The organism is Pseudomonas sp. TR47 (assembly GCF_044143025.1).
Lineage (GTDB): Bacteria > Pseudomonadota > Gammaproteobacteria > Pseudomonadales > Pseudomonadaceae > Aquipseudomonas > Aquipseudomonas putida_E.
This window is the reverse complement of the sequence record NZ_JBHFCS010000033.1, coordinates 18585-39323: the sequence shown is the minus strand read 5'-3', so window position 1 is coordinate 39323 and position 20739 is coordinate 18585. Positions and strand designations below refer to the sequence as shown.

22 protein-coding genes and 1 pseudogene are annotated in these 20739 nt (G+C 63.8%); 10 read left to right on the top strand and 13 right to left on the bottom strand.

The genetic code is table 11. The annotated features are described in order from the left end of the window. Positions 1–9: 9 nt before the first annotated feature. Both ACEWE8_RS24125 and ACEWE8_RS24120 read right to left on the bottom strand, forming a co-directional pair. Positions 10–2082 carry an LTA synthase family protein gene (locus ACEWE8_RS24125; RefSeq protein ID WP_125924364.1) on the bottom strand — a complete coding sequence of 691 codons (2073 nt, stop codon included), beginning with the start codon at positions 2080–2082 and terminating at the stop codon, positions 10–12. A gap of 148 nt (positions 2083–2230) precedes the next feature. Beyond that, positions 2231–2425, bottom strand: a complete 195-nt coding sequence (locus ACEWE8_RS24120) for a PLDc N-terminal domain-containing protein (protein WP_039604611.1) — start codon at positions 2423–2425, stop codon at positions 2231–2233. Between the two features lie 126 nt (positions 2426–2551). Between ACEWE8_RS24120 and ACEWE8_RS24115 the strand changes: the two genes are divergently transcribed. Beyond that, the gene (locus ACEWE8_RS24115; protein ID WP_046786612.1) at positions 2552–3490 is read left to right on the top strand and encodes a ZIP family metal transporter; all 939 of its coding nucleotides are present in this window, start codon (positions 2552–2554) and stop codon (positions 3488–3490) included. Positions 3491–4411: 921 nt separating this feature from the next. Here ACEWE8_RS24115 and ACEWE8_RS24110 read toward each other — a convergent pair. Continuing rightward, entirely contained in the window at positions 4412–4942 is a 531-nt protein-coding gene (locus tag ACEWE8_RS24110) for a hypothetical protein (protein WP_012313355.1), read from the bottom strand. Positions 4943–5001: 59 nt separating this feature from the next. Beyond that, positions 5002–5526 carry an ankyrin repeat domain-containing protein gene (locus ACEWE8_RS24105; protein ID WP_046786613.1) on the bottom strand — a complete coding sequence of 175 codons (525 nt, stop codon included), beginning with the start codon at positions 5524–5526 and terminating at the stop codon, positions 5002–5004. Between the two features lie 269 nt (positions 5527–5795). Here ACEWE8_RS24105 and ACEWE8_RS24100 point away from each other — a divergent pair, with 269 nt between their 5' ends. Further along, the gene (locus ACEWE8_RS24100; RefSeq protein ID WP_012313353.1) at positions 5796–6068 is read left to right on the top strand and encodes a DUF3509 domain-containing protein; all 273 of its coding nucleotides are present in this window, start codon (positions 5796–5798) and stop codon (positions 6066–6068) included. Positions 6069–6185: 117 nt separating this feature from the next. Here ACEWE8_RS24100 and ACEWE8_RS24095 read toward each other — a convergent pair whose 3' ends face one another. The 3 genes from ACEWE8_RS24095 to aroC form a co-directional block, all read right to left on the bottom strand. Next, complete coding sequence (locus ACEWE8_RS24095) at positions 6186–6722, bottom strand: oxidase (RefSeq protein WP_046786614.1); 537 nt, start codon at positions 6720–6722, stop codon at positions 6186–6188. Next, positions 6722–7876 (bottom strand): MFS transporter, encoded by a 1155-nt coding sequence (locus ACEWE8_RS24090; protein WP_046786615.1) that lies wholly within the window; start codon positions 7874–7876, stop codon positions 6722–6724. The genes ACEWE8_RS24095 and ACEWE8_RS24090 overlap by 1 nt, the downstream gene beginning before the upstream one ends. Positions 7877–8025: 149 nt before the next feature. Beyond that, complete coding sequence (gene aroC, locus ACEWE8_RS24085) at positions 8026–9117, bottom strand: chorismate synthase (RefSeq protein WP_046786616.1); 1092 nt, start codon at positions 9115–9117, stop codon at positions 8026–8028. Between the two features lie 141 nt (positions 9118–9258). On the opposite strand from aroC, the gene ACEWE8_RS24080 reads away from it, so the two are divergent. Next, on the top strand, positions 9259–10221 hold the full coding sequence (locus ACEWE8_RS24080; protein WP_046786617.1) for an alpha/beta hydrolase: 963 nt from the start codon (positions 9259–9261) through the stop codon (positions 10219–10221). Between the two features lie 81 nt (positions 10222–10302). Then, positions 10303–11091: a hypothetical protein gene (locus ACEWE8_RS24075; RefSeq protein ID WP_046786618.1), complete on the top strand. Its 789-nt coding sequence runs from the start codon at positions 10303–10305 to the stop codon at positions 11089–11091. Positions 11092–11173: 82 nt separating this feature from the next. Here ACEWE8_RS24075 and prmB read toward each other — a convergent pair whose 3' ends face one another. Continuing rightward, positions 11174–12082, bottom strand: coding sequence for a 50S ribosomal protein L3 N(5)-glutamine methyltransferase (prmB, locus tag ACEWE8_RS24070; protein ID WP_046786619.1), 909 nt, complete (start codon positions 12080–12082; stop codon positions 11174–11176). 179 nt (positions 12083–12261) lie between these two features. On the opposite strand from prmB, the gene ACEWE8_RS24065 reads away from it, so the two are divergent. The 5 genes from ACEWE8_RS24065 (at position 12262) to ACEWE8_RS24045 (ending at position 14965) form a co-directional block, all read left to right on the top strand. After that, entirely contained in the window at positions 12262–12852 is a 591-nt protein-coding gene (locus ACEWE8_RS24065; protein WP_046786620.1) for a cysteine hydrolase family protein, read from the top strand. Positions 12853–12941: 89 nt separating this feature from the next. Next, positions 12942–13262: a hypothetical protein gene (locus ACEWE8_RS24060; RefSeq protein ID WP_046786621.1), complete on the top strand. Its 321-nt coding sequence runs from the start codon at positions 12942–12944 to the stop codon at positions 13260–13262. Between the two features lie 97 nt (positions 13263–13359). Next, entirely contained in the window at positions 13360–13920 is a 561-nt protein-coding gene (locus ACEWE8_RS24055) for a Smr/MutS family protein (RefSeq protein WP_046786622.1), read from the top strand. A gap of 70 nt (positions 13921–13990) precedes the next feature. Next, on the top strand, positions 13991–14536 hold the full coding sequence (folE, locus tag ACEWE8_RS24050) for a GTP cyclohydrolase I FolE (RefSeq protein WP_012313343.1): 546 nt from the start codon (positions 13991–13993) through the stop codon (positions 14534–14536). 57 nt (positions 14537–14593) lie between these two features. Beyond that, entirely contained in the window at positions 14594–14965 is a 372-nt protein-coding gene (locus ACEWE8_RS24045; RefSeq protein ID WP_012313342.1) for a glutaredoxin, read from the top strand. A gap of 142 nt (positions 14966–15107) precedes the next feature. On the opposite strand, the gene ACEWE8_RS24040 is transcribed toward ACEWE8_RS24045, so the two are convergent. After that, positions 15108–15710 carry a glutathione S-transferase family protein gene (locus ACEWE8_RS24040; protein ID WP_046786623.1) on the bottom strand — a complete coding sequence of 201 codons (603 nt, stop codon included), beginning with the start codon at positions 15708–15710 and terminating at the stop codon, positions 15108–15110. A gap of 144 nt (positions 15711–15854) precedes the next feature. Between ACEWE8_RS24040 and ACEWE8_RS24035 the strand changes: the two genes are divergently transcribed. Continuing rightward, positions 15855–17045: a benzoate/H(+) symporter BenE family transporter gene (locus tag ACEWE8_RS24035; RefSeq protein ID WP_046786624.1), complete on the top strand. Its 1191-nt coding sequence runs from the start codon at positions 15855–15857 to the stop codon at positions 17043–17045. Between the two features lie 103 nt (positions 17046–17148). Here the strand turns inward: ACEWE8_RS24035 and ACEWE8_RS24030 are convergent, their stop codons facing one another. The 4 genes and pseudogenes from ACEWE8_RS24030 to ACEWE8_RS24015 form a co-directional block, all read right to left on the bottom strand. Further along, positions 17149–18012, bottom strand: a complete 864-nt coding sequence (locus ACEWE8_RS24030) for a methyl-accepting chemotaxis protein (RefSeq protein WP_371928088.1) — start codon at positions 18010–18012, stop codon at positions 17149–17151. Next, a pseudogene (locus ACEWE8_RS24025) lies at positions 18010–18234 on the bottom strand (HAMP domain-containing protein); the annotation flags it as partial. The pseudogene ACEWE8_RS24025 and the gene ACEWE8_RS24030, both read right to left, overlap by 3 nt. Positions 18235–19331: 1097 nt before the next feature. Then, on the bottom strand, positions 19332–19613 hold the full coding sequence (locus tag ACEWE8_RS24020; RefSeq protein ID WP_012313338.1) for a hypothetical protein: 282 nt from the start codon (positions 19611–19613) through the stop codon (positions 19332–19334). Between the two features lie 122 nt (positions 19614–19735). Continuing rightward, positions 19736–20497 carry an SDR family oxidoreductase gene (locus ACEWE8_RS24015; protein ID WP_046786626.1) on the bottom strand — a complete coding sequence of 254 codons (762 nt, stop codon included), beginning with the start codon at positions 20495–20497 and terminating at the stop codon, positions 19736–19738. Between the last annotated feature and the right edge of the window lie 242 nt (positions 20498–20739).

The window sequence follows — 20739 nt, the reverse complement described above, 5'->3', positions numbered from 1 at the left end:
GTTTGCCAGTTACTTCGGTGTACCGTGCACCACACCGGCCGTGTTGTCGAGCAGGCTCTTGGTCGCGGTCTGGATATACGCTTCAAGCTGCTTGAGCATTTGCGGCTGGTCGGGGCTTTCGATCAGCTCGGCCTTGAACTCGCTGCCCAGCTGGTAGCGGTACAGGCGCGGGGTCATGTCCTTGGACTCGATGAGGATGCGGTCACCCTGCACCAGGCCAACGATCTGCTCGCTGCCCGACGGCTTGATCATACCGATGCCCTGGTCGCCCTCAGGCAGGTTGAGCAGGTCGCGGCCCCAGCACTGGTGCCGTGCCTGGCCACCCAGGCGGCCCATGATGGTCGGCACGATGTCGACCTGGGTGCCCACGGTGTGGTTGAGCGCACCGAACTTCTCCTGGATGCCCGGCGCGATCAGCAGCAGCGGCACGTTGAAGCGGCCCAGGTCCAGTTCGGTGACCTGCTGGTGGTTGCCAAAACCATGGTCGCCAACGATGACGAACAGGGTGTCCTTGAAGTACGGCTCCTTGCGCGCCTTCTCGAAGAACTGGCCCAGCGCCCAGTCGGAGTAGCGCATGGCGGTCAGGTGCTCGTCCAGGCGGCCCTGGCCTGTGACCTTCTCGACCGGCAGGTCCTTGGGCAAGGCATACGGGGTGTGGTTGGACAGCGTCTGCAGCAGCGCGTAGATCGGCTTCTTGCCATCGTGCTTGGCCAGCTCCTCGTTGCCACGGTCGAACATGTCCTGGTCGGACACGCCCCAGGTCGGGTCGGAGAACACCGGGTCGACGAAGTCGTTGCGGCCGATGAAGGTGGTCATGCCCTGGTTGCCGAAGAAACCGGACTGGTTGTCCCAGGCGAAATCACCGTTGTAGACGTACACGTCGTCGTAGTCACGGGCGCTCAGCAGCGCCGGCAAGCCCGACAGCTTGTGGCCGCCTTCCGGGGTCTGCATCAGGTATTCGAAGCCCGGCAGGTTGGGGAAGCAGGCCATGGTGGCGAACATGCCCTGGTGGGTATGGGTACCGTTGGAGAAGAAGCGGTCGAACAACAGCCCCTCCTTGGCCAGCTTGTCGAAGTACGGGGTGATGTTGTTCGGGCTGCCCAGGGCGCCTACCGAATGGCCGGCGAAGCTCTCCATGAGGATCACCACGACGTTCTTGACCGGCAAGGTACCTTCGGCCGGCGGCACGAAGTCACGGCGCACGGCGGCCTCATCGGCATCGACCAGCGTGTCGTAAGGGGTCAGGAGATGTTCACGCACGGTCTGCGTGGCCAGGTTCTGCTCCAGCACCGGCTTCCAGATGTTGGCACGGTCCTCGCCGAAACGGCTCTTGGCAGCGTCGATCAGCGTCAGGGTACCGTTGAGGCCCAACTGGTTGACGAAGTTGGAATCAGTGGTGAAGGCATCGCCCCAGCGCATGGGCGGGCCCTGGCGCAGGGTGCCACGGGCGGCAACCACAGCCACCAGCAGGATCACCATGAACACGGCCAGGCGGTGGTACCACGGCGCAACACTGCGCTGCACGGTAACGCCACTGCCACCCACACCACGGGTCAGGCGGTCGATGCCCTTGAATAGCAGGCTCAGCAGCCAGGTGCCGAACAGCCAGGCCAGCAGGTAGCGGACCACCGGGAAGCCGTACCAGAGCATGCTCATCACGGTCTTCGGGTCTTCCTTGATGTACTGGAAGACCAGGCCGTTGAGGCGCTGGTGGAACTCGCGGTAGAAGTCCAGCTCCATCAGGCCGAGGAACATCACCACGCTAGCGGTGATGGTCAGCCAGAAGCGGAACAGGCCACGCCGGGCCATGGCCCATGGGCTCAGCGTTGCCAGCAGCAACGGGATGCTCAGGTACACCACCACGCGCAGGTCGAAGCGCAAACCGTTGAACAAGCCTTCGGCAACGGTGGAATAAGGGGTGTCGCCGATCATGTCACTGTTGTAGACCAGCAGCGCGAGGCGCACCAGGCTGAGCATCAGCATGATCACCAGGGCACTGAGCAGCGTATAGGCCAAGTGCGATTTCAAGGTCGGCGAGAAGGCTCGCGCGCCCTGTTGCTTCAAGGCATCCGTGTTAGCCATGAATGGGAAGGTCCTAGGATTGCGTGTTTGCGGGATGGCGCCGGCGCTAGACCAACGCAGCATTGTGCGGGTGCGGATTCTGTTTAAACCAATGTGAAAATTTTGTCACGGGGCTGTTGCTGGTTTTGTCTGCGCCAGCAAAATGCCCCTATCCAAGCCGCACATTGCCCCTGGGACCGGCAATGGCCCAGATCACCAGGCCGATCACCGGCAGCAAGGCGATCAGCAGTATCCACAGCACCTTGACCCCCACCTCCCGGCCGCTCTTGATCACATTGAGGATTGCCCAGATATCCAGCGCCAGAATGATCAGGCCAACCAGCCCGTTGAACGTCGAACCCATGGCAACCCCCCCGTTGACAGTCAGTGTGGCTGAGCATAATCAGCTATCAGGTCGATAGAAGGGAATCCTTGGCCTGCCCTGCTGGTCACTGGGTAGACTGCAAGCATTCACAGATCCGAGGTTCGCATGCCCCCAGCCCAGACTCAAACCCCCGCCTCGCCCTCGTTGTTGAGTGCCTGGCGCCAGCAGGCAGTCAATACCCCGTGGCTCAGCGCGGGGCTGGGCGTGAGCCTGCTGGCGGTCATCGTGCTGCTGGCGGCGAGTTTCTGGAACGCCGTCAACGGCGAGCATGCCGACAGCCTGCACCTGGCGCTGCTCGGTGGCCTGTCCGGCTTCGGCGCCACGGCCCTGGGCGCGGTACTGGCCGTGGTGCTGCGCGATGTCAGCGCACGCAGCCAGGACGTGATGCTCGGTTTTGCGGCCGGCATGATGCTGGCTGCCAGCTCGTTTTCGTTGATATTGCCGGGCCTTGAGGCTGCCCGCGAAATTACCGGCAACGGCCCGGCCGCCGCCTTTACCGTGGTGCTGGGCATGGGCCTGGGTGTGCTGCTGATGCTCGGGCTCGACCGCTTCACCCCGCACGAACACGAAAGCACAGGCCCCTGCGGCCCCGATGCCGAGCGCATCAGCCGGGTGTGGCTGTTCGTGCTGGCGATCACCCTGCACAACCTGCCCGAGGGCATGGCCATTGGCGTGAGCTTTGCCAATGGCGACATGAATGTAGGCCTGCCGCTGACCAGCGCCATCGCCATTCAGGACATACCCGAAGGCCTGGCCGTAGCGCTGGCCTTGCGCGCAACCGGGTTGTCCAACTTCAAGGCCGCGCTGGTAGCGATTGGCTCGGGCCTGATGGAGCCCTTGGGCGCGGTGATCGGGTTGGGGATTTCCACCGGCTTTGCCCTCGCCTACCCCATCAGCATGGGGCTGGCGGCGGGGGCGATGCTGTTCGTGGTGTCCCACGAGGTAATACCCGAAACCCACCGCAATGGGCACCAGACGGCAGCGACGCTGGGGGTGATGGGCGGGTTTGCGGTGATGATGTTTCTGGATACTGCGCTGGGTTGAAACGACTTACCGACGCCGCTGTTGTAGGAGCGGCCTCGTGTCGCGAAGGGGCTGCGCAGCAGACCCAGCAATTTGTGTTGCGCTGCTGAATCTTGGGGCCGCTTTGCGGCCCTTTCGCGACACAAGGCCGCTCCTACAGGCGTGTGAGCTGCCTTGAGCGCTTTCAGTGCCATTATCACCTGGCTTTGTTCAGCGCGGCCATCTGCCCCTTGCTGCAGGTAGGAGCGGCCTCGTGTCGCGAAAGGGCTGCGCAGCAGACCCAGCAATTTGTGTTGCGCTGCTGAATCTTGGGGCCGCTTTGCGGCCCTTCGCGACACAAGGCCGCTCCTACAGGCGTGTGAGCTGCCTTGAGCGCTTTCAGTGCCATTACCACCTGGCTTTGTTCAGCGCGGCCATCTGCACCTTGCTGCAGGTAGGAGCGGCCTCGTGTCGCGAAAGGGCTGCGCAGCAGACCCAGCAATTTGTGTTGCGCTGCTGAATCTTGGGGCCGCTTTGCGGCCCTTCGCGACACAAGGCCGCTCCTACAGGCGTGTGAGCTGCCTTGAGCGCTTTCAGTGCCATTACCACCTGGCTTTGTTCAGCGCGGCCATCTGCACCTTGCTGCAGGTAGGAGCGGCCTCGTGTCGCGAAGGGGCTGCGCAGCAGACCCAGCAATTTGTGTTGCGCTGCTGAATCTTGGGGCCGCTTTGCGGCCCTTCGCGACACAAGGCCGCTCCTACAGGCGTGTGAGCTGCCTTGAGCGCTTTCAGTGCCATTACCACCTGGCTTTGTTCAGCGCGGCCATCTGCACCTTGCTGCAGGTAGGAGCGGCCTCGTGTCGCGAAGGGGCTGCGCAGCAGACCCAGCAATTTGTGTTGCGCTGCTGAATCTTGGGGCCGCTTTGCGGCCCTTTCGCGACACAAGGCCGCTCCTACAGCCGATTCAGCTGTGAACGGCCACCTTGAGCGCCTCTAAGGCCGGCTCTACCTTGATACGCAGTTCAGCACCCAGCTCCAGCACACGCGCCAGGTCGTTCTGGCCAACCATCACCACTTGCAACTCATCATCGAGCAACTGGCTGAAGTTGAGCAGCACATAACCACCGGCCTCTTTGTTCAGCGCGGCCATCTGCACCTGGATGCGGTTGAGCGCCGTCAACGGCTCGGTACGCGCCAGCTGCTTGGGCTTGAGGGTGAACGGCACGCTCTTGTCGAACGAATCGCTGATGTGCTGGAACAACTCCTGATAGCTGTCGGCCTGGAACACCACGGTGTCCGGCAGGCTGCCAAGCACCACCCACTCGCCCAGCGGGATCGGGAAGCTGTCGTCGTAGTTGATGTCCGGGTTGGCGGCGAGGAAGGCGGCGGGGTCGGCGTAGGCCTGCGCGGCCTCGTCGGCGATGCGCTCGATGTCTTCATCGCGCATGCAGCCGGCGCCGATGAGGCTGATGAATTCGAGCAACTGGTTTTTCATGAAGGGGGCCTGCGACGGGTGAAAAGTCGCCAAGGATAGCCGCAAATGCCCCCAGGCAGTTAGCCGGCCAGCGCCTGCAGGCGCGCTGCGGTATCGGCTGCGCCCATGGTGTGCGCCGCCATCAGCGCGGTGGCGCCGCGCGCATCCTGGTGTGCCGGGTCGGCGCCTTGGGCCAGCAGGTAGTCGAGAATCTCTACACGGTTGAACATCGCCGCCAGCATCAGTGCAGTACGCCCGTCCTGCGCAGCAGCGTCGACCGGCACGCCGTTTTCCAGCAACAGCCGGATCATCGCCAGGTCACCCTTGAACGCCGCACCCGCGATCGGAAGCTGGCCGTTGTCGTTGGCAACCAGCGGGTCGGCACCCTGGCTCAGCAATACGCGGACCGCATCATGGTGGCCGTGGTAGCTGGCCAGCATCAGCAGCGTGTCGCCTTTGTGGTTGCGCAGATTGGCTGGCAAGCCACTGGCCAGAAGACGCTCGAGCATCGTGGCATCCCCCTGGCGGGCACACTCGAAGACCTGCTCGGCAAATGCCGCGGTCTCGTCATCGGTCATGGCGGCGGGTGCTTGTTGTTCAGACATCTGGAACCTCCTGGCAGAAAAGATTGCCCAAGTGTTTGTCAGGCAAGCCCGGCAGGTCAAAGGTTCAGAATCTATAGCGCCGATAGCCACCGGCCGGCTCGTGCAAAATGCACTGTGCAAAATGCACGACCATGCAGCCTGCACGGCACCACCCTCCCCGAAGCAACCTCAAAGCCTTGAAATTAAAGGATTTTTATCAGAATCAAGTTTTGGCACGTTCACTGCACCTATCAACTCACGTCTGCCCACCAAATCAGTCAGGAGTTGATATGGACCTCATTCAGGAAAAGTTCGTCTCGGTGTTCTCGGCCTACCAGGTCACCACCCAGCCTCGCCCCGATGGCGGCATCCTGCTGACGCTGCGTGCCACCGATGGCAGGGTTACCCGCCGTGTGCTGACCTACGGGCAACTGCACAGCGCCGAACAGCTGTCCTGGGCGATCAGCGCCATTCGCCGCGACCTGGCCGAGCAAGCCAGTGAACTGCCGGTGATCTCGATGCTGCAGAGCCAGCAACGCTTCGCGCTGCCGACCTACCGTTGAGTTTTGTCTGCACCGGCCCTTTCGCGGGTAAACCTGCGCCCACAGGTACTGCATTGCCCTTAGGGATGGCGGGGTACCTGTAGGCTCAGGCTTGCCCGCGAGGGGCCGGAGCGGACACTAGAACTCGTCGATCCCAGCGTACGCACGCGCCGTATCATCCCCGGTAAAGCGCGGCTGCATACCCTGCTCACTGGCATAGAGTCGCAGCGCCAGGCAGAACGGGTTGTCCCCCAGCTCCACCCAGCGCCGGCACCCTGCCGGGATCACCAGCTGGTCGCCTTTTTCACACACCAGCGCATACACATAGTCACCCAGGCGAAGCCCGACCTGGGCGCGACCTGTGACCACGGCAAACACTTCATCAACGTCATGCACATGCTCATCACGCAGGTCGACCTGTGCCGGGTCGGCACCGTCGCGGTTGAGCACACTGAATGCTGCGCAGCCTTGGGCAGTCATCAACCGGTCAAGGTGTTCGCGGCAGGCGCTCATGACCTCATCCTGGCTGCTGCCCGGCCGTATGCGCAGCGCCAGCGCAGCGTGGTGAAAACGCACGCCCTGCTCTGCCAGCGTTGCGGTGATGTCGTCGTGGTGGGTCAGTACCTTGTTCGGCAAGGCCGGGCTGGACGGGTGGAATACACAGAGGATGCTCATCAGCGGCAGGTCCTGGTCGATTTCAAACGAGTGGCAATTATAACGGCTGCCGCGAGCGCTGCGGCGCTGGCCATACCAAAGGTGAAGGTGGGGCCCAGCAGCTTCCAGCTGTAGCCCGAATACAACGCCCCCAGCGCACCGCCGGTGCCCGACAGCGCCGCATACAATGCCTGGCCCTGCCCTTGCTGACGGGCGCCGAAACTGGCCTGGACGAACGCGATGGAGGCAGCATGGAAGCAGCCGAACGTGGCCGCGTGCAGCACCTGGGCGAAGATCAGCACACCCGGCTCGCCCGCCAGGTTGCCCAGCAGTAGCCAGCGCAGGGCGGCCAACAGGAAGCTGGCCAGCAGCACCTGCTGCACGCTGAAGCGCGTGAAGATGCGGCTCATGGCCATGAAGATCAGCACTTCGGCCACCACCCCCAGCGCCCACAGCAGGCCGATGGCGCCGCGGCTGTAGCCCAGGTGCTCCAGGTGCAACGTGAGGAAGGTGTAGTAAGGCCCGTGGCTGAGCTGCATCAAGGCCACGCACAGGTAGAAGGCAACCACCCCAGGCGCCCGCAACTGGCGCAGGAAGCCGCCCGCGTCGCGCCGCTCGCCCTGCTCCACCGGCTGGGCATTGGGCACCCACAGGCTGGCCGCGACGATGCCCGCCATGATGGTCACCAGGGCGACCGGGTAGATATCCAGGCTCAACCATTCGAACAACCGCCCAAGGCCGACCACGGTGAGGATGAAACCGATCGAACCCCACAGGCGCACCTGGCTGTAGCGCGCCGTCTGCCCGTGCAGGTGGGCCAGGGTGATGACCTCGAACTGCGGCAGTACCGCATGCCAGAAGAACGCGTGCAGGGCCATTACCAGCGCCAGCCAGGCGTAGCTCTTGCCGAAGAAGATCAGCGAAAAGGTGGCCAGGGTACACAGCGCGCCTAGGCGCACGATCAGCAGCCGCTGGCCGCTGCGGTCACCCAGCCAGCCCCACAGGTTGGGGGCGATGCAGCGCATCAGCATGGGGATGGCCACCAGCTCGCCAATACGCGCCGGGGGGAAGCCGAGGTGGTCGAAGTAAAGGGCCAGGAACGGGGCTGTCGAACCCAGCAGAGCGAAGTAGAAAAGGTAGAAGCTGGACAGTCGCCAGTAGGGGATCGGATTCATCAGGGCTCAGCCAGAATGGGGTATTGCCTGTACCGGCCCTATCGCCGGCAAGCCGGCTCCTACACTGCACCTGTGGAGCCGGTTCAAGCCGGCGCCCATGCTGCCCGTGTGGGAGCCGGCTTGCCGGCGATAGGGCCGGTACTGACGAATCAGAGCTGGCCCAGAACCGGCGTTGCGACCTTCACCTCGGCATTCTGCGCCCGGTGACGCAACAGGTGATCCATCAGCACGATAGCCATCATCGCTTCGGCGATCGGCGTGGCGCGAATGCCAACGCACGGGTCATGACGGCCCTTGGTGATGACGTCGACCGGGTTGCCGTCCACGTCGATGGAGCGGCCCGGCACGGTGATGCTGGAGGTCGGCTTGAGCGCCAGGTGGGCGACGATCGGCTGGCCAGAGCTGATACCGCCCAGGATCCCGCCCGCGTTATTGCTGAGGAAGCCTTCGGGGGTCAGCTCGTCGCGGTGCTCGGTACCGCGCTGGGCGATGCTGGCGAAACCCGCACCGATTTCAACGCCCTTGACCGCGTTGATGCTCATCAGCGCATGGGCCAGCTCCGCGTCCAGGCGGTCGAAGATCGGCTCACCCAACCCTGGCATCACGCCCTCGGCCACCACGGTGATCTTCGCCCCGACCGAGTCCTGGTCGCGGCGCAGCTGGTCCATGTAGGCCTCAAGCTCCGGCACCTTGGCCGGGTCGGGGCTGAAGAAGGCGTTGTCCTGCACCGAATCCCAGGTTTTGAAGGGGATTTCGATCGGCCCCAGCTGGCTCATGTAGCCGCGCACCTGGATGCCCTGGGTGGCCAGGTACTTCTTGGCGATGGCGCCGGCCGCCACGCGCATGGCGGTTTCGCGGGCCGAGCTGCGGCCACCGCCGCGGTAGTCGCGGATGCCGTACTTGTGGTGGTAGGTGTAGTCGGCGTGGGCCGGGCGGAACAGGTCCTTGATCGCCGAGTAGTCCTTGGACTTCTGGTCGGTGTTGCGGATCAGCAGGCCGATCGAGCAGCCGGTGGTACGGCCTTCGAACACACCGGAGAGGATTTCCACCTCGTCCGGTTCCTGGCGCTGGGTGGTGTGCCGGCTGGTGCCGGGCTTGCGCCGGTCGAGGTCGTGCTGCAGGTCGGCGAGGGAGATTTCCAGGCCCGGAGGGCAGCCATCGACAATGGCGACCAACGCCGGGCCATGGCTTTCGCCAGCGGTGGTGACAGTGAACAGCTTGCCGTAGGTATTGCCGGACATGGACGCTCCGCGAGTCTGCCTGAAGTGAACGAGGGGAGCAGTATACGGAAAATTTCACAAGGAATGCTTGCCCGCTCCGGGGGGCTGCAGAACCTTCCCATGAACATTGGGTCAAACGCTCATCTCCCCATGTAGTACCGCCTGATGCCGCGCTTCGTCGCTTTCTTCCTCCTGCTGTGCACCGGCCTTGCCCAGGCAGCCTCACCCACCGTCCTGCAACGCCCTATCGACCTGGACACCGGCCAGGGTGTGCTGCATGGCAGCCTGCTGTTGCCGCAACAGGCCACCCCGCCCCCTGTGGTGTTGATCATCGCCGGCTCCGGCCCTACCGACCGCGATGGCAACAACCCGGCCTCGGGGCGTATCGACAACCTCAAACGCCTGGCGCTGCTGCTGGCCAATGAGCGCATTGCCAGCGTGCGCTACGACAAGCGCGGCGTGGCCGCCAGCCTGCCGGCCACGCCCGATGAGCGCGACCTCAGTGTCGAGCGCTACGTCGCCGACGTGGTGGCCTGGAGCCGCAAGCTCAAGGCCGACCCGCGCTTCGGCCCGCTGATACTGGTCGGCCACAGCGAAGGGGCACTGATTGCCAGCCTGGCCGCCGAGCAGTCCGGCGCCAGCGCCGTCATCACCCTCGCCGGCAGCGGCCGGCCCATCGCCGATGTGCTGCGCGAACAACTGGCGCAACGCATGCCGCCCGCGCAACTGGCCCGCAGCAGCGCCCTGCTCGACCGCCTGCAGGCCGGGCAGACCAGCCTGGATGTCCCCGCCCCTCTGCGCCAGGTATTCCGCCCCAGCGTGCAGCCCTACCTGATCTCACTGTTCCGTCAGGACCCGGCCAAGGCCTTCGCCCGCCTGCCGATGCCTGCGCTGATCATCCAGGGCCGCAACGACGTGCAGGTGGATGTGGCCGATGCCCAGCGCCTGAAGGCGGCCAAACCCGATGCCCAACTGGTACTGATCGACGGCATGAACCACATGCTGCGCATCAGCCCCAAGGCCATGAGCGAGCAGCGCGACAGCTACCTGAACCCTGAACTGCCGCTGGCCCGTGAGCTGGGTGAGCGGGTGGTGACGTTCATTCATCAGTTGCCCTCAGCCTGAGGAGATCGCCGCACAATGGCCTCAGGTCCTGGGCGATACGGCCGATAAGCTCGGTATTGGCTTGTATGTGAGAACGCCCTGATGACCGACGCCACCGCCGCCGTAGAGCCGGCCGAAGAGCCGCAAGCCCCGGACAGCCCAGTGCTGCCCTGGGCTGACCTGGCAGTAGAACACTTTCAGTTGCTGCGCCTGGCGCCGCTGCCCACCGACCGCAACAGCGGCGCGCGACCGCTGCGTTTCGTCGAGTTCGGCCATGCCGAGCGCCACGACAAGGCGCACAGCCTGCTGCGCATGGAAATCCGCCTGCCCGGGCAGAAGGTGCGCAAAGAGCAGAACCAGTTGGATGTGCGGGTTGACCACCTTGAGCGGCGGGTGAGCATCGGCAGCGACAGCGGCCTGCAGCTGGAGCCACTGAACCGCGGCCTGGGGCGTTTCATGCTGGCCCAGGCCGTGCAGTGGCTGCAGCGCAAATGGTCGCACTACCACATCGAAGGCATGGCGCTGCCGAACAAGGATGCCCTGAACGAAGACACGCGCCTGCGCCGTGACCGCTTCCTGAGCGCGACCGGCATCGAGGTGGAGTACGCCGACGGGCAGCACCTCAAAGGCCGTACTGTCGAAGCCACGGTGGGCCAGCTCAAAGGCGGCTGGAACAGTGAGAAGGTGCAGCGGGTGGCCATGCTCGAGGCGGCCGGGATGCTGCAGCAGGCCGAGCAGAACCTTCTGGAGAAGGAGGCGCAACTGCGCGAGCGCGATGAGCGGGTGGCCAAGTACCAGCGCGAGGACAGCGGGCTGCGCTTTACCATTACCTGCCTGGTGGCGTTTGCGGTGTTCCAGGCTGGGTTGTTGATCTGGATTGCCACCCGCTAGAGCAAGTGGGCGCATGCCATGGGTGTTACAGCGGCTTTGAGACCGTGCAACGCAAGGCATGCCCCACCCCATCAAGCCCCGATCAAACGCGGGCCTTGAACAGCTCCTGATGTTGCCGGCACTGCTCCGCCGTCAGCATGAACACCCCATGCCCACCGCGCTCGAAGTCCAGCCAGGCGAAGTCGACCTCCGGGTACAGCGCCTCGACATGCACCTGGCTATTGCCCACCTCGACAATCAGCAGGCCCTTCTCGGTCAGGTGCTCGGCCGCCTCGGCCAGCATGCGACGCACCAGGTCCAGGCCATCGTTGCCGCAGGCCAGGCCCATCTCCGGCTCATGGTGATACTCGGCCGGCATGTCGCCGAAGTCCTCGGCATCGACATACGGCGGGTTGGACAGGATCAGGTCGAAGCGCTGCCCCGGCAGGCCCGCGAAGCCGTCACCCTGTACCGTGAATACCCGCTCGTCCAGGCCATGGCGTTCGATGTTCTGGTTGGCCACTTCAAGCGCTTCGAAGGACAGGTCGGCCAATACCACCTCGGCCTCGGGGAACACCTCGGCCGCCACGATACCGATGCAACCGGAGCCAGTGCACAGGTCGAGAATGCGCGCAGGCTCGTTGGCCAGCCACGGCTCGAAGCGTTTTTCGATCAGCTCACCGATCGGCGAACGCGGTACCAGCACACGCTCGTCAACGATGAACGACATGCCGCAGAACCACGCCTCACCCAGCAGGTAGGCAGTGGGTACACGGTCTTCGATACGGCGCTTGAGCAGGTGCTGCAGGCGTACACGCTCGTCGTCCTCGAGCTGGCAATCCAGGTAGCTGTCGGCGATTTCCCACGGCAGGTGCACGGCGCCCAGCACCAGCAGGCGGGCTTCATCCCAGGCATTGTCGGCACCGTGGCCGAAAAACAGCTCGTGCTCGTGGAAGCGGCTGACCGCCCAGCGGATGTGGTCGCGCAAGGTGCGCAGACGAGATGTGATCACGGGGTACTCCTATTCAGATCTGGACAAAAGTCTAACAGCCCGCACCGCACAAATGTTCCTGCGGATCGCCCAGCGGCTAGCCACAGGCCAGTAACTGCGCCGGTTTCGATGTCAACCATTCCCATTGGCGCCAAGGCAAGGGAGAATAGGTATACAAAAGCCCTTCCAAGGAGCCCTTGATGTCCGTTCCAACCACGATGTTCCGCCTCACTGGCCGCGATTACCCGCCGGCCAAGCTGAGCCAAGCCAGCCTGATCGTCATCGATGCGCAAAAAGAGTACCTCAGTGGTCCGCTCGCGCTGTCGGGCATGGACGAGGCCGTGGCCAACATCGCCAGGTTGCTCGACGCCGCCCGCAAGGCCGGCCGTCCGATCATCCACGTCCGCCACCTCGGTACCGTCGGCGGTCGCTTCGACCCGCAAGGCCCTGCCGGTGAATTCATCCCGGGGCTGGAGCCACACGACGGTGAAATAATCATCGAAAAACGCATGCCCAACGCGTTCAAGAACACCAAGCTGCACGAAACCCTGCAGGAGCTGGGGCACCTGGACCTGATCGTCTGCGGTTTCATGAGCCATTCCAGCGTCAGCACCACCGTACGCCGGGCCAAGGACTATGGTTATCGTTGCACCCTGGTGCAAGACGCTTCGGCGACCCGCGACCTGGCCTTGAAAGACCGCGTGATTCCCGCTGCGCAGATTCACGAGTGCGAAATGGCCGTGATGGCCGACAACTTCGCCTGCGTCGCCCCCACCGCCAGCCTGATCTGAGCCTGGCGAGCTGACCACCGCCCGGCAGCCGGGCGGAACCCGGGGGCCGGTTGCCGGTCGAATTTCTGATGCCCACAGAGGAAATCGGAATGAAGCTCAAAGGCAGTTTCGACGCCAAACGCCTGCGCCAGCGCGAGCCACGCAACTGGGGCGCCCGCCTGGCCGCAGGCCTGTCGGCGCTGCTGGCCACGTTCGGTGTGCTGCTGGCCATGGCCGGCGTCGCCGGGCTGCTCGGTAATTACCCGGCCTTTGCCGAGCTCAATGCCAACCGCCCGCTTTCGATTACCCTGAGCGTGGTCGGGCTGGTGCTCCTGTACCTGGGCGTGCGCTTCTGGCGGCGCAGCCGCATTCGCCTGCGCCGTGGTCGGGAGCTGAACATGTCGCCGCACCTGATGAAGAAGCACGACTGAAGGCTGTGCTGAAGCGCCCCTGGCCCTGCCAGCGGCAGGGCCATTGCTGACGCCACAGGGTTGATCGCGTAAACTACGCCGCCCACGTGGAGGCACCATGCAAGACGACGATTTTTCCCTGTTCAGCGCCGAGGTGCGCGGCGTCAAGCCGATCAAGCACGACCGTGCCGAGGTCGGCAAACCCAAGGCTGACCGCAAGCAGCTGGCCGGCCTGCGCCAGGCGGCGACCGTGCGCAGTGACCAGACGTTGGTGATCGACGGCCTGTCCGACCAGTTCGTCATCGACGTGGGTGCCGAAGACGAGTTGATGTGGCGCCGCGACGGCGTGCAGGAAACCCAGCTGCGCAAGCTCAAGCTCGGCCAGATCGCCTTCGAGGGCAGCCTCGACCTGCACGGCATGACTGTCGAGAAGGCCCGCGAAACCCTGTGGGCCTTCATTGCCGAGGCCACCAAGCTGGAAGTACGCTGCGTGCGCGTGACCCACGGCAAGGCCGCACGCCTGGATGGCAAGCGGCCAATGATCAAGAGCCACGTCAACACCTGGCTGCGCCAGCACCCGCAGGTGCTCGGTTTCGCCTCCTGCCAGGCCCGCCACGGCGGTACCGGTGCCGTGTACGTAATGCTCAAACGAACCATGATGGAAGGCCGCGACGAGTAACGCCGCGCTTGCAGCGCAGGCTTTGCCGCCGTAACCTTCGTTTTTGCGATTTTTTCCCACAGGTAGATACATGTCCCTGGAACAGAACTACACCGAGATCCTCAGCCAGATCGGCGAGGACGTCTCCCGTGAGGGCCTGCTCGACACGCCCAAGCGGGCTGCAAAGGCCATGAAATACCTTTGCCGCGGTTACGAGCAGACGCTGGAAGAAGTGACCAACGGCGCGCTGTTCACCTCCGACAACAGCGAAATGGTGCTGGTCCGGGACATCGAGCTGTATTCGATGTGCGAACACCACATGCTGCCGTTCATCGGCAAGGCGCACGTGGCCTACCTGCCCAAGGGCAAGGTACTGGGCCTGTCCAAGGTCGCGCGGATCGTCGACATGTTCGCCCGCCGCCTGCAGATCCAGGAAAACCTCAGCCGCCAGATCGCCGAGGCCGTGCAACAGGTGACCGGCGCTGCGGGTGTGGCGGTGGTTATCGAAGCCAAGCACATGTGCATGATGATGCGCGGTGTGGAGAAGCAGAACTCGACCATGCTCACCTCGGTGATGCTCGGTGAATTCCGCGACAACCCGGCCACGCGCATGGAGTTCCTCGGCCTGATCAAATGATCGGTGCGTGACCCGAGCCGGCCCTGTGGGTCGGCTTTTTATTTTCAGGAGTTGCAGATGATCGTCAAAGCCTTGCGGGTCGGCCTCGGCCAGCTCATCGTGTTCGGCGACCTGATCAGCCGCCCGGCCAAGCGCAAGCGCGATGCCGCGGCCCAGGCGCATGTCGAGCAGCAGGCCAAGGGCCTTGCGCTGTACCAGTTCCATGCGTGCCCGTTCTGCGTGAAAACCCGCCGCACCCTGCACCGCCTCAACGTGCCAGTGGCATTGCGCGATGCCAAGAACGACCCGGAGCACCGCCAGGCGCTGCTCGAAGGTGGCGGCCGGGTAAAAGTGCCGTGCTTGCGCATCGAAGAGCAAGGCAACGTGACCTGGATGTATGAGTCCAAGGCAATCATTGCCTACCTGGACAAACGCTTCGCGAGTATCTGAAGCGGCTCTTTGTAGGAGCGGCCTTGTGTCGCGAAGGGCCGCAAAGCGGCTCCAGGATATCAGCGGCGCCACCGATATCCTGGGGCTGCTGCGCAGCCCTTTCGCGACACAAGGCCGCTCCTACGGAACCTGTGAGGCCTGCTCAGCCCACCATCGGCACATGCCGAGGATGCGCGGCCACCCGGGCCAGCCAGGCTCGCACACCCGGGTACTCGGCCAGATCGAACCCACCCTGATGCGCCACATGGGTGTAGGCATACAACGCCACATCGGCAATCGAATATTGCTCGCCCACCAGGTACGGCGTCATCTGCAACTGCCGCTCCATCACCCTCAATGCCTTGTAGCCGCCCTTGTGCAGCTTGCGGTATTCGTCCACGCGCTCGTCAGGCAAACCCAGGTAAAACTGGATGAACCGCGCCACGGCGATGTACGGCTCATGGCTGTACTGCTCGAAGAACTGCCACTGCAGCACCTGGGTACGCAAACGCGGCTCGCTGGGCAGGTATTCGCTGCCATCGGCCAGGAAATTGAGAATGGCGTTGGACTCCCACAGGCAGGTGCCGTCCTCAAGCTTTAGCACCGGCACCTTGCCATTGGGGTTCATCGCCAGAAATTCCGGCGTTTCGGTCCCCCCCTTGAGGATATCCACCGGATGCCATTCATAAGGGCGGTCCAGCAGGCTTAGCATCAGCTTGACCTTGTAACAGTTGCCCGACTGGTAGTCGCCATAGACTTTGTACATCGCCCCTCCCTCCCATGCAGTTGCGCATTCGTGCCCAATAGTTGGCGACTGTACGGCTAAAAGCAATGCCCGCTGTATGGCAAGGATCAACCCGACGCGCGTTAGTCTGAAAAAACTGCTTACACATGGACAAGGACTTACCCCATGACCGATGCCACCTCCGCACGCCTGCGGCCCCTGGCAGACAGCTCAACGTCGGCCGTCGTCGCCGGTTTCATCGCCATGCTCACCGGCTACACCAGCTCGCTGGTGCTGATGTTCCAGGCTGGCCAGGCTGCGGGCCTTTCCACGGCGCAGATCTCGTCGTGGATCTGGGCCCTGTCCATCGGCATGGCGGTCTGCAGCATCGGCCTGTCGCTGCGCTACCGCACGCCGATCACCGTGGCCTGGTCGACGCCCGGGGCTGCGCTGTTGATCACCAGCCTGGGCGGGGTCAGCTACGGCGAAGCGATCGGTGCCTACATCACCTGTGCCGTGCTGGTGCTCATCTGCGGCCTGACCGGCAGCTTCGAACGCCTGGTCAAACGCATCCCGGCATCACTGGCCTCGGCATTGCTGGCCGGCATCCTGTTCAAGATCGGCAGCGAAATCTTCGTCGCGGCGCAACACCGCACGCTGCTGGTGCTGGGCATGTTCTTCAGTTACCTGCTGGTCAAACGCCTGTCGCCGCGCTACTGCGTGCTGGCGGCGTTACTGGTGGGCACAGCGCTGTCCGGCGCACTGGGTTTGCTGGACTTCAGCAGCTTCAGGCTGGAAGTGGCCACACCGGTGTGGACTACGCCCAGCTTCTCGCTGGCCGCGACCATCAGCATCGGCATTCCACTGTTCGTGGTGGCCATGACCTCGCAAAACATGCCGGGCGTTGCCGTGTTGCGCGCCGACGGTTATCAGGTACCGGCTTCGCCATTGATCTCAACCACCGGCTTTGCCTCACTGCTGCTGGCCCCGTTCGGCTCGCACGGCGTCAACCTGGCGGCCATCAGCGCAGCGATCTGCACCGGGCCGCATGCCCATGAAGACCCAAGCAAGCGCTATACAGCGGCGGTGTGGTGCGGGATTTTCTACGGCATTGCCGGGGTGTTCGGCGCCACGCTGGCGGCGTTGTTCGCTGCGCTGCCCAAGGAGCTGGTGCTGTCTATTGCGGCATTGGCGCTGTTCGGCTCGATCATGAATGGCCTGACGGTGGCCATGAGCGAGGCGCGCGAGCGGGAGGCAGCGCTGATTACCTTCATGGTGACGGCGTCGGGCTTGACCTTGTTCTCGATCGGGTCGGCATTCTGGGGGATTGTGGCGGGGGTGGTGACCCTGCTGATTCTCAACCCGCGCAGGGCCTGACCGAAGGGGTGCCGTACCGGCACCATCGCCGGCAAGCCGGCTCCTACAGTTACACCACATGCCTTGAAATCAGTGGGGTTCCTGTGGGGGCCGGTACAAACGATCACAAACGAAAATGCCCCACCATCCCCTTAAGGTCACTGCCCAACTGCGCCAGCTCGATACTTGACTGCGCATTACCCTGCATTGCCAGCGCCGCCTGGTCGGCACTGCCCCGAATCTGCGTGACACTGCGGCTGATCTCTTCAGCCACCGAACTCTGCTGCTCTGCCGCCGCGGCAATCTGCTGGTTCATCTGCTGAATCAACGACACCGCCGCCGCAATACTGCCCAGGGCGCTTTCGGTTTGCAGCGCATCGGCCACCGCCAGGCGCACCAGGTCGGTACTGCCACGGATCTGCGCCACCGACTGCTGGGCATTGCCGCGCAGGCTGGCAACCAACCGCTCGATCTCCTCGGTAGACTGGCGGGTACGCCGGGCCAGCGCCCGCACCTCATCGGCCACCACGGCAAAACCACGCCCCTGCTCGCCCGCCCGCGCCGCTTCGATGGCGGCATTGAGCGCCAACAGGTTGGTCTGCTCGGCAACGCTCTTGATCACTTCCAGCACATCGCCAATGGTGTGGATCTCGGCGCTCAGGCTGTCGATACCGGCGCTGGCCGCATCCGCCGCCGCCGCCAGTTGCTCGATACGCTGCATGCTCTGGCGCACCACCACCTGGCCCGAATCGACCTTCTCGTCAGCGGCCTGGGCCGCCAGTGCCGCCTCTTCGGCATTGCGCGCCACATCGTGCACGGTGGCGGTCATCTGCTGCATGGCGGTCGCCACCTGCTCGGTCTCTTCCTTCTGGCTACCGACTTCGCGGTTGGTCTGCTCGGTTACCGCTGACAGCGCCTGGGCACTGCCAGCCAGTTGCTCGATACCCTGCTGCAGGCCGCTGACGATGCCCGACAGCCCGGCAGCCATCTGCTGCATGGCCTGCATCAACTGGCCCACCTCATCGTTGCGCGCAGCTTCCGCGTCCAGGCTCAACTCCCCGGCAGCGATACGCTGGGCACGGCCGATCACCCGTTTGAGCGGGCCGACCACCGCCCGCGTGATCAACCACCCCGCCAGCACGCCCACCAGCAGCGCCAGGCCGGTAGCCAGGGCAATGGCCACGGCATTGCGCGTCAGCTCAGCCTGCATCGCTTGCTCGTCCGCCGCATAGGCCTGATCGACCCGCTGCGTAGCCTGCTCGGCACGCGCCTGCAGTTGCGCCTTGATACCGTGCTCTTTGCCGAGCAGGTCGGTGTATTCGTTGAGTTTGTCGGAGAAGCTGGTGATATGCCCCTGCACCTCGCCCAGCACGCTCTGGTAGCCCGCATCGCCGACCGCCGCCTTGAGCTGCTCGACCAGCCCTGCCGCCTCAACTGTCTGGGCGATGCGCCCTGCGGCTGCGCCCTCCTCGCCTTTGCGGCTCTGGTCCAGGCGCACGCGCGCCTCGTCCATGGCCTGCAGCATCAAGCGGGAAACTTGGGCCACCTGCGCAGCCTGCTCCAAAAACCCCCCGCCTTGCTGGCCTTGTGACTGCTTGAGCGTGTAGGTGCCGTCATCGGCCAGGCCGGCCTGCAGTACATCCAGGTTGTTGGCCACGCTGGAGACCGACCAACTGGCCATGTCCAGCGCCAGCTCCTTGGCCTGCACCGCTTCGACAAAGGCTTCGAAGGCCTGGCCATACGCCGCCAGGTCCGCTTCGGCCGCTGCCAGTGCAGGCAGGCTACGGGCGCGTTCGCTGAGGTTGTGCAGGCCGCTGCGCAAGGCCTCGGCCTCCTTGATATCGGAGCGCAGGGCAAAGGCCTGTTCGTGCTGGCGCAGCTTGAGCAGGTCGGTATTGAACTGGCCCAGCTGGCGCAGGCCACTGAAATGCTGGCCGACACTGTACAGCGCGGCAATGCCGATGGCTGCCACCGCCAGGGTCAGCAGCAATACCAGGGCAAAGCCCAGGCCCAGCTTGCGGGCCATGCCCAGGTTGGCCAGAAAACCCTGCCTGCTCGTCTCCATACGCCGCCCCCTTGCTCTCAGGATTTGCAAAGGCCAAGCGTGGCAACGATTGCGTTGAACTCACAAGGGCTTGAGGCCGCAATAGTGTCAAATAGCTATGAGCGTGTCGTAATCAGCTTGCTGAAGGTCGCCCCGTATGCGAAAGAGACAACAGAGCGCGGGAACCCTGCCCATGAGCGACATTGATACGCAAACTGGTCGGGGCCGGTGGGCACGCCACCGGAAAATGACCCGCCCAGGCATCATTTGCAGATGACGATCATGCTACGGCTGGTATAACCCGCAGGGTTTATGCCGAACAGGAAGTCCCCTTCCTCCTCATCGTCACTGGTCGAGCGGGCGACAACTTTGTAACCACGGGCCCCACAGGACTGCGCCGCCTTGCTATAGCACTTGTCCCACGATGACGAGAGGCCCGAGCAATTGATATGCAAGCCCTTGCGGCCTTTTCTCATCTCGGTCTTGGCAGTTGCCGCGCACCCTGCAATCGCCACGATGGCCAAGAACAAAACTAAATGCTTCATTGCTGTCCTTAGATGAAGTGACTTCATCGTAAGACCGGTCACCAACGATCCAGTTCTTGCCCCAACCCTATCACAGAGAAATCAAACTCCGTACCATCGTCCCGTCGGCACAGGGCCCCTTTTCAAATAGCCGTGGCCCCACCGTCCACCGTAAGGCTGTGCCCGGTAGTGAACGCTGCCCCATCACTGCACAGGTACAACACCGCACTGGCAATTTCCTCGACCTTGCCGATGCGCCCGACCGGGTGCATTGCGGCGGCGAACTCGGCCTTGCGCGGGTCGGCCTCGTAGGCGCGGCGGAACATGTCGGTATCGATCACCGCCGGGCACACCGCATTCACCCGGATGCGCTTTTTGGCATATTCGATGGCCGCCGATTTGGTCAGGCCGATCACCGCGTGCTTGGACGCGCTGTAGATGCTCATCTTCGGCGCCGCGCCCAAGCCTGCCACTGAGGCAGTATTGACGATCGCCCCGCCGCCTTGGGCCAGCAACAGCGGCAGCTGGTACTTCATGCACAGCCACACCCCTTTGACGTTGACGCCCATGATGGCGTCGAACTCCGCCTCGCTGCCCTCGGCCAGGCGGCCCTGCTCGATTTCGATACCGGCATTGTTGTAGGCATAGTCGAGGCGACCGTAGGCCTGAATGACCTGCTCATGCAGCCGGCGCACATCAGCGTCACGGGTCACGTCACAGGCCACGAACAACGCCTGGCCACCGGCCTCGTTGATCAACGCCACGGTGCCCTCACCACCGACCGGATCAAGGTCGGCCACCACCACCTTGAGCCCCTCACGGGCAAACGCCAGAGCCGTCGCCCGGCCGATACCCGCCGCACCGCCAGTGACCAGTGCTACCTGGCCGGAAAAGGTCATGCTCATCGAATGCTCCAATCATGGGTGCAACAAAGCGCAATTTTTTAATGTGGGAGCCGCGCTTGCCGGCGATCGAGCGCGCAGCGCTCGCCCCGGCCTGCAGGCCTTTCTCAACACCCGAAACAAAGGGGCCGCTCACAGCCCATCGCCGGCAAGCGCGGCTCCCACAAATGGTTGCAGCAGCCTCTGGCTTCTGCGCTCAGAGTCTAGTCAGCCTGCCAACCCACTGGGCAGCATCATCAAGCCAG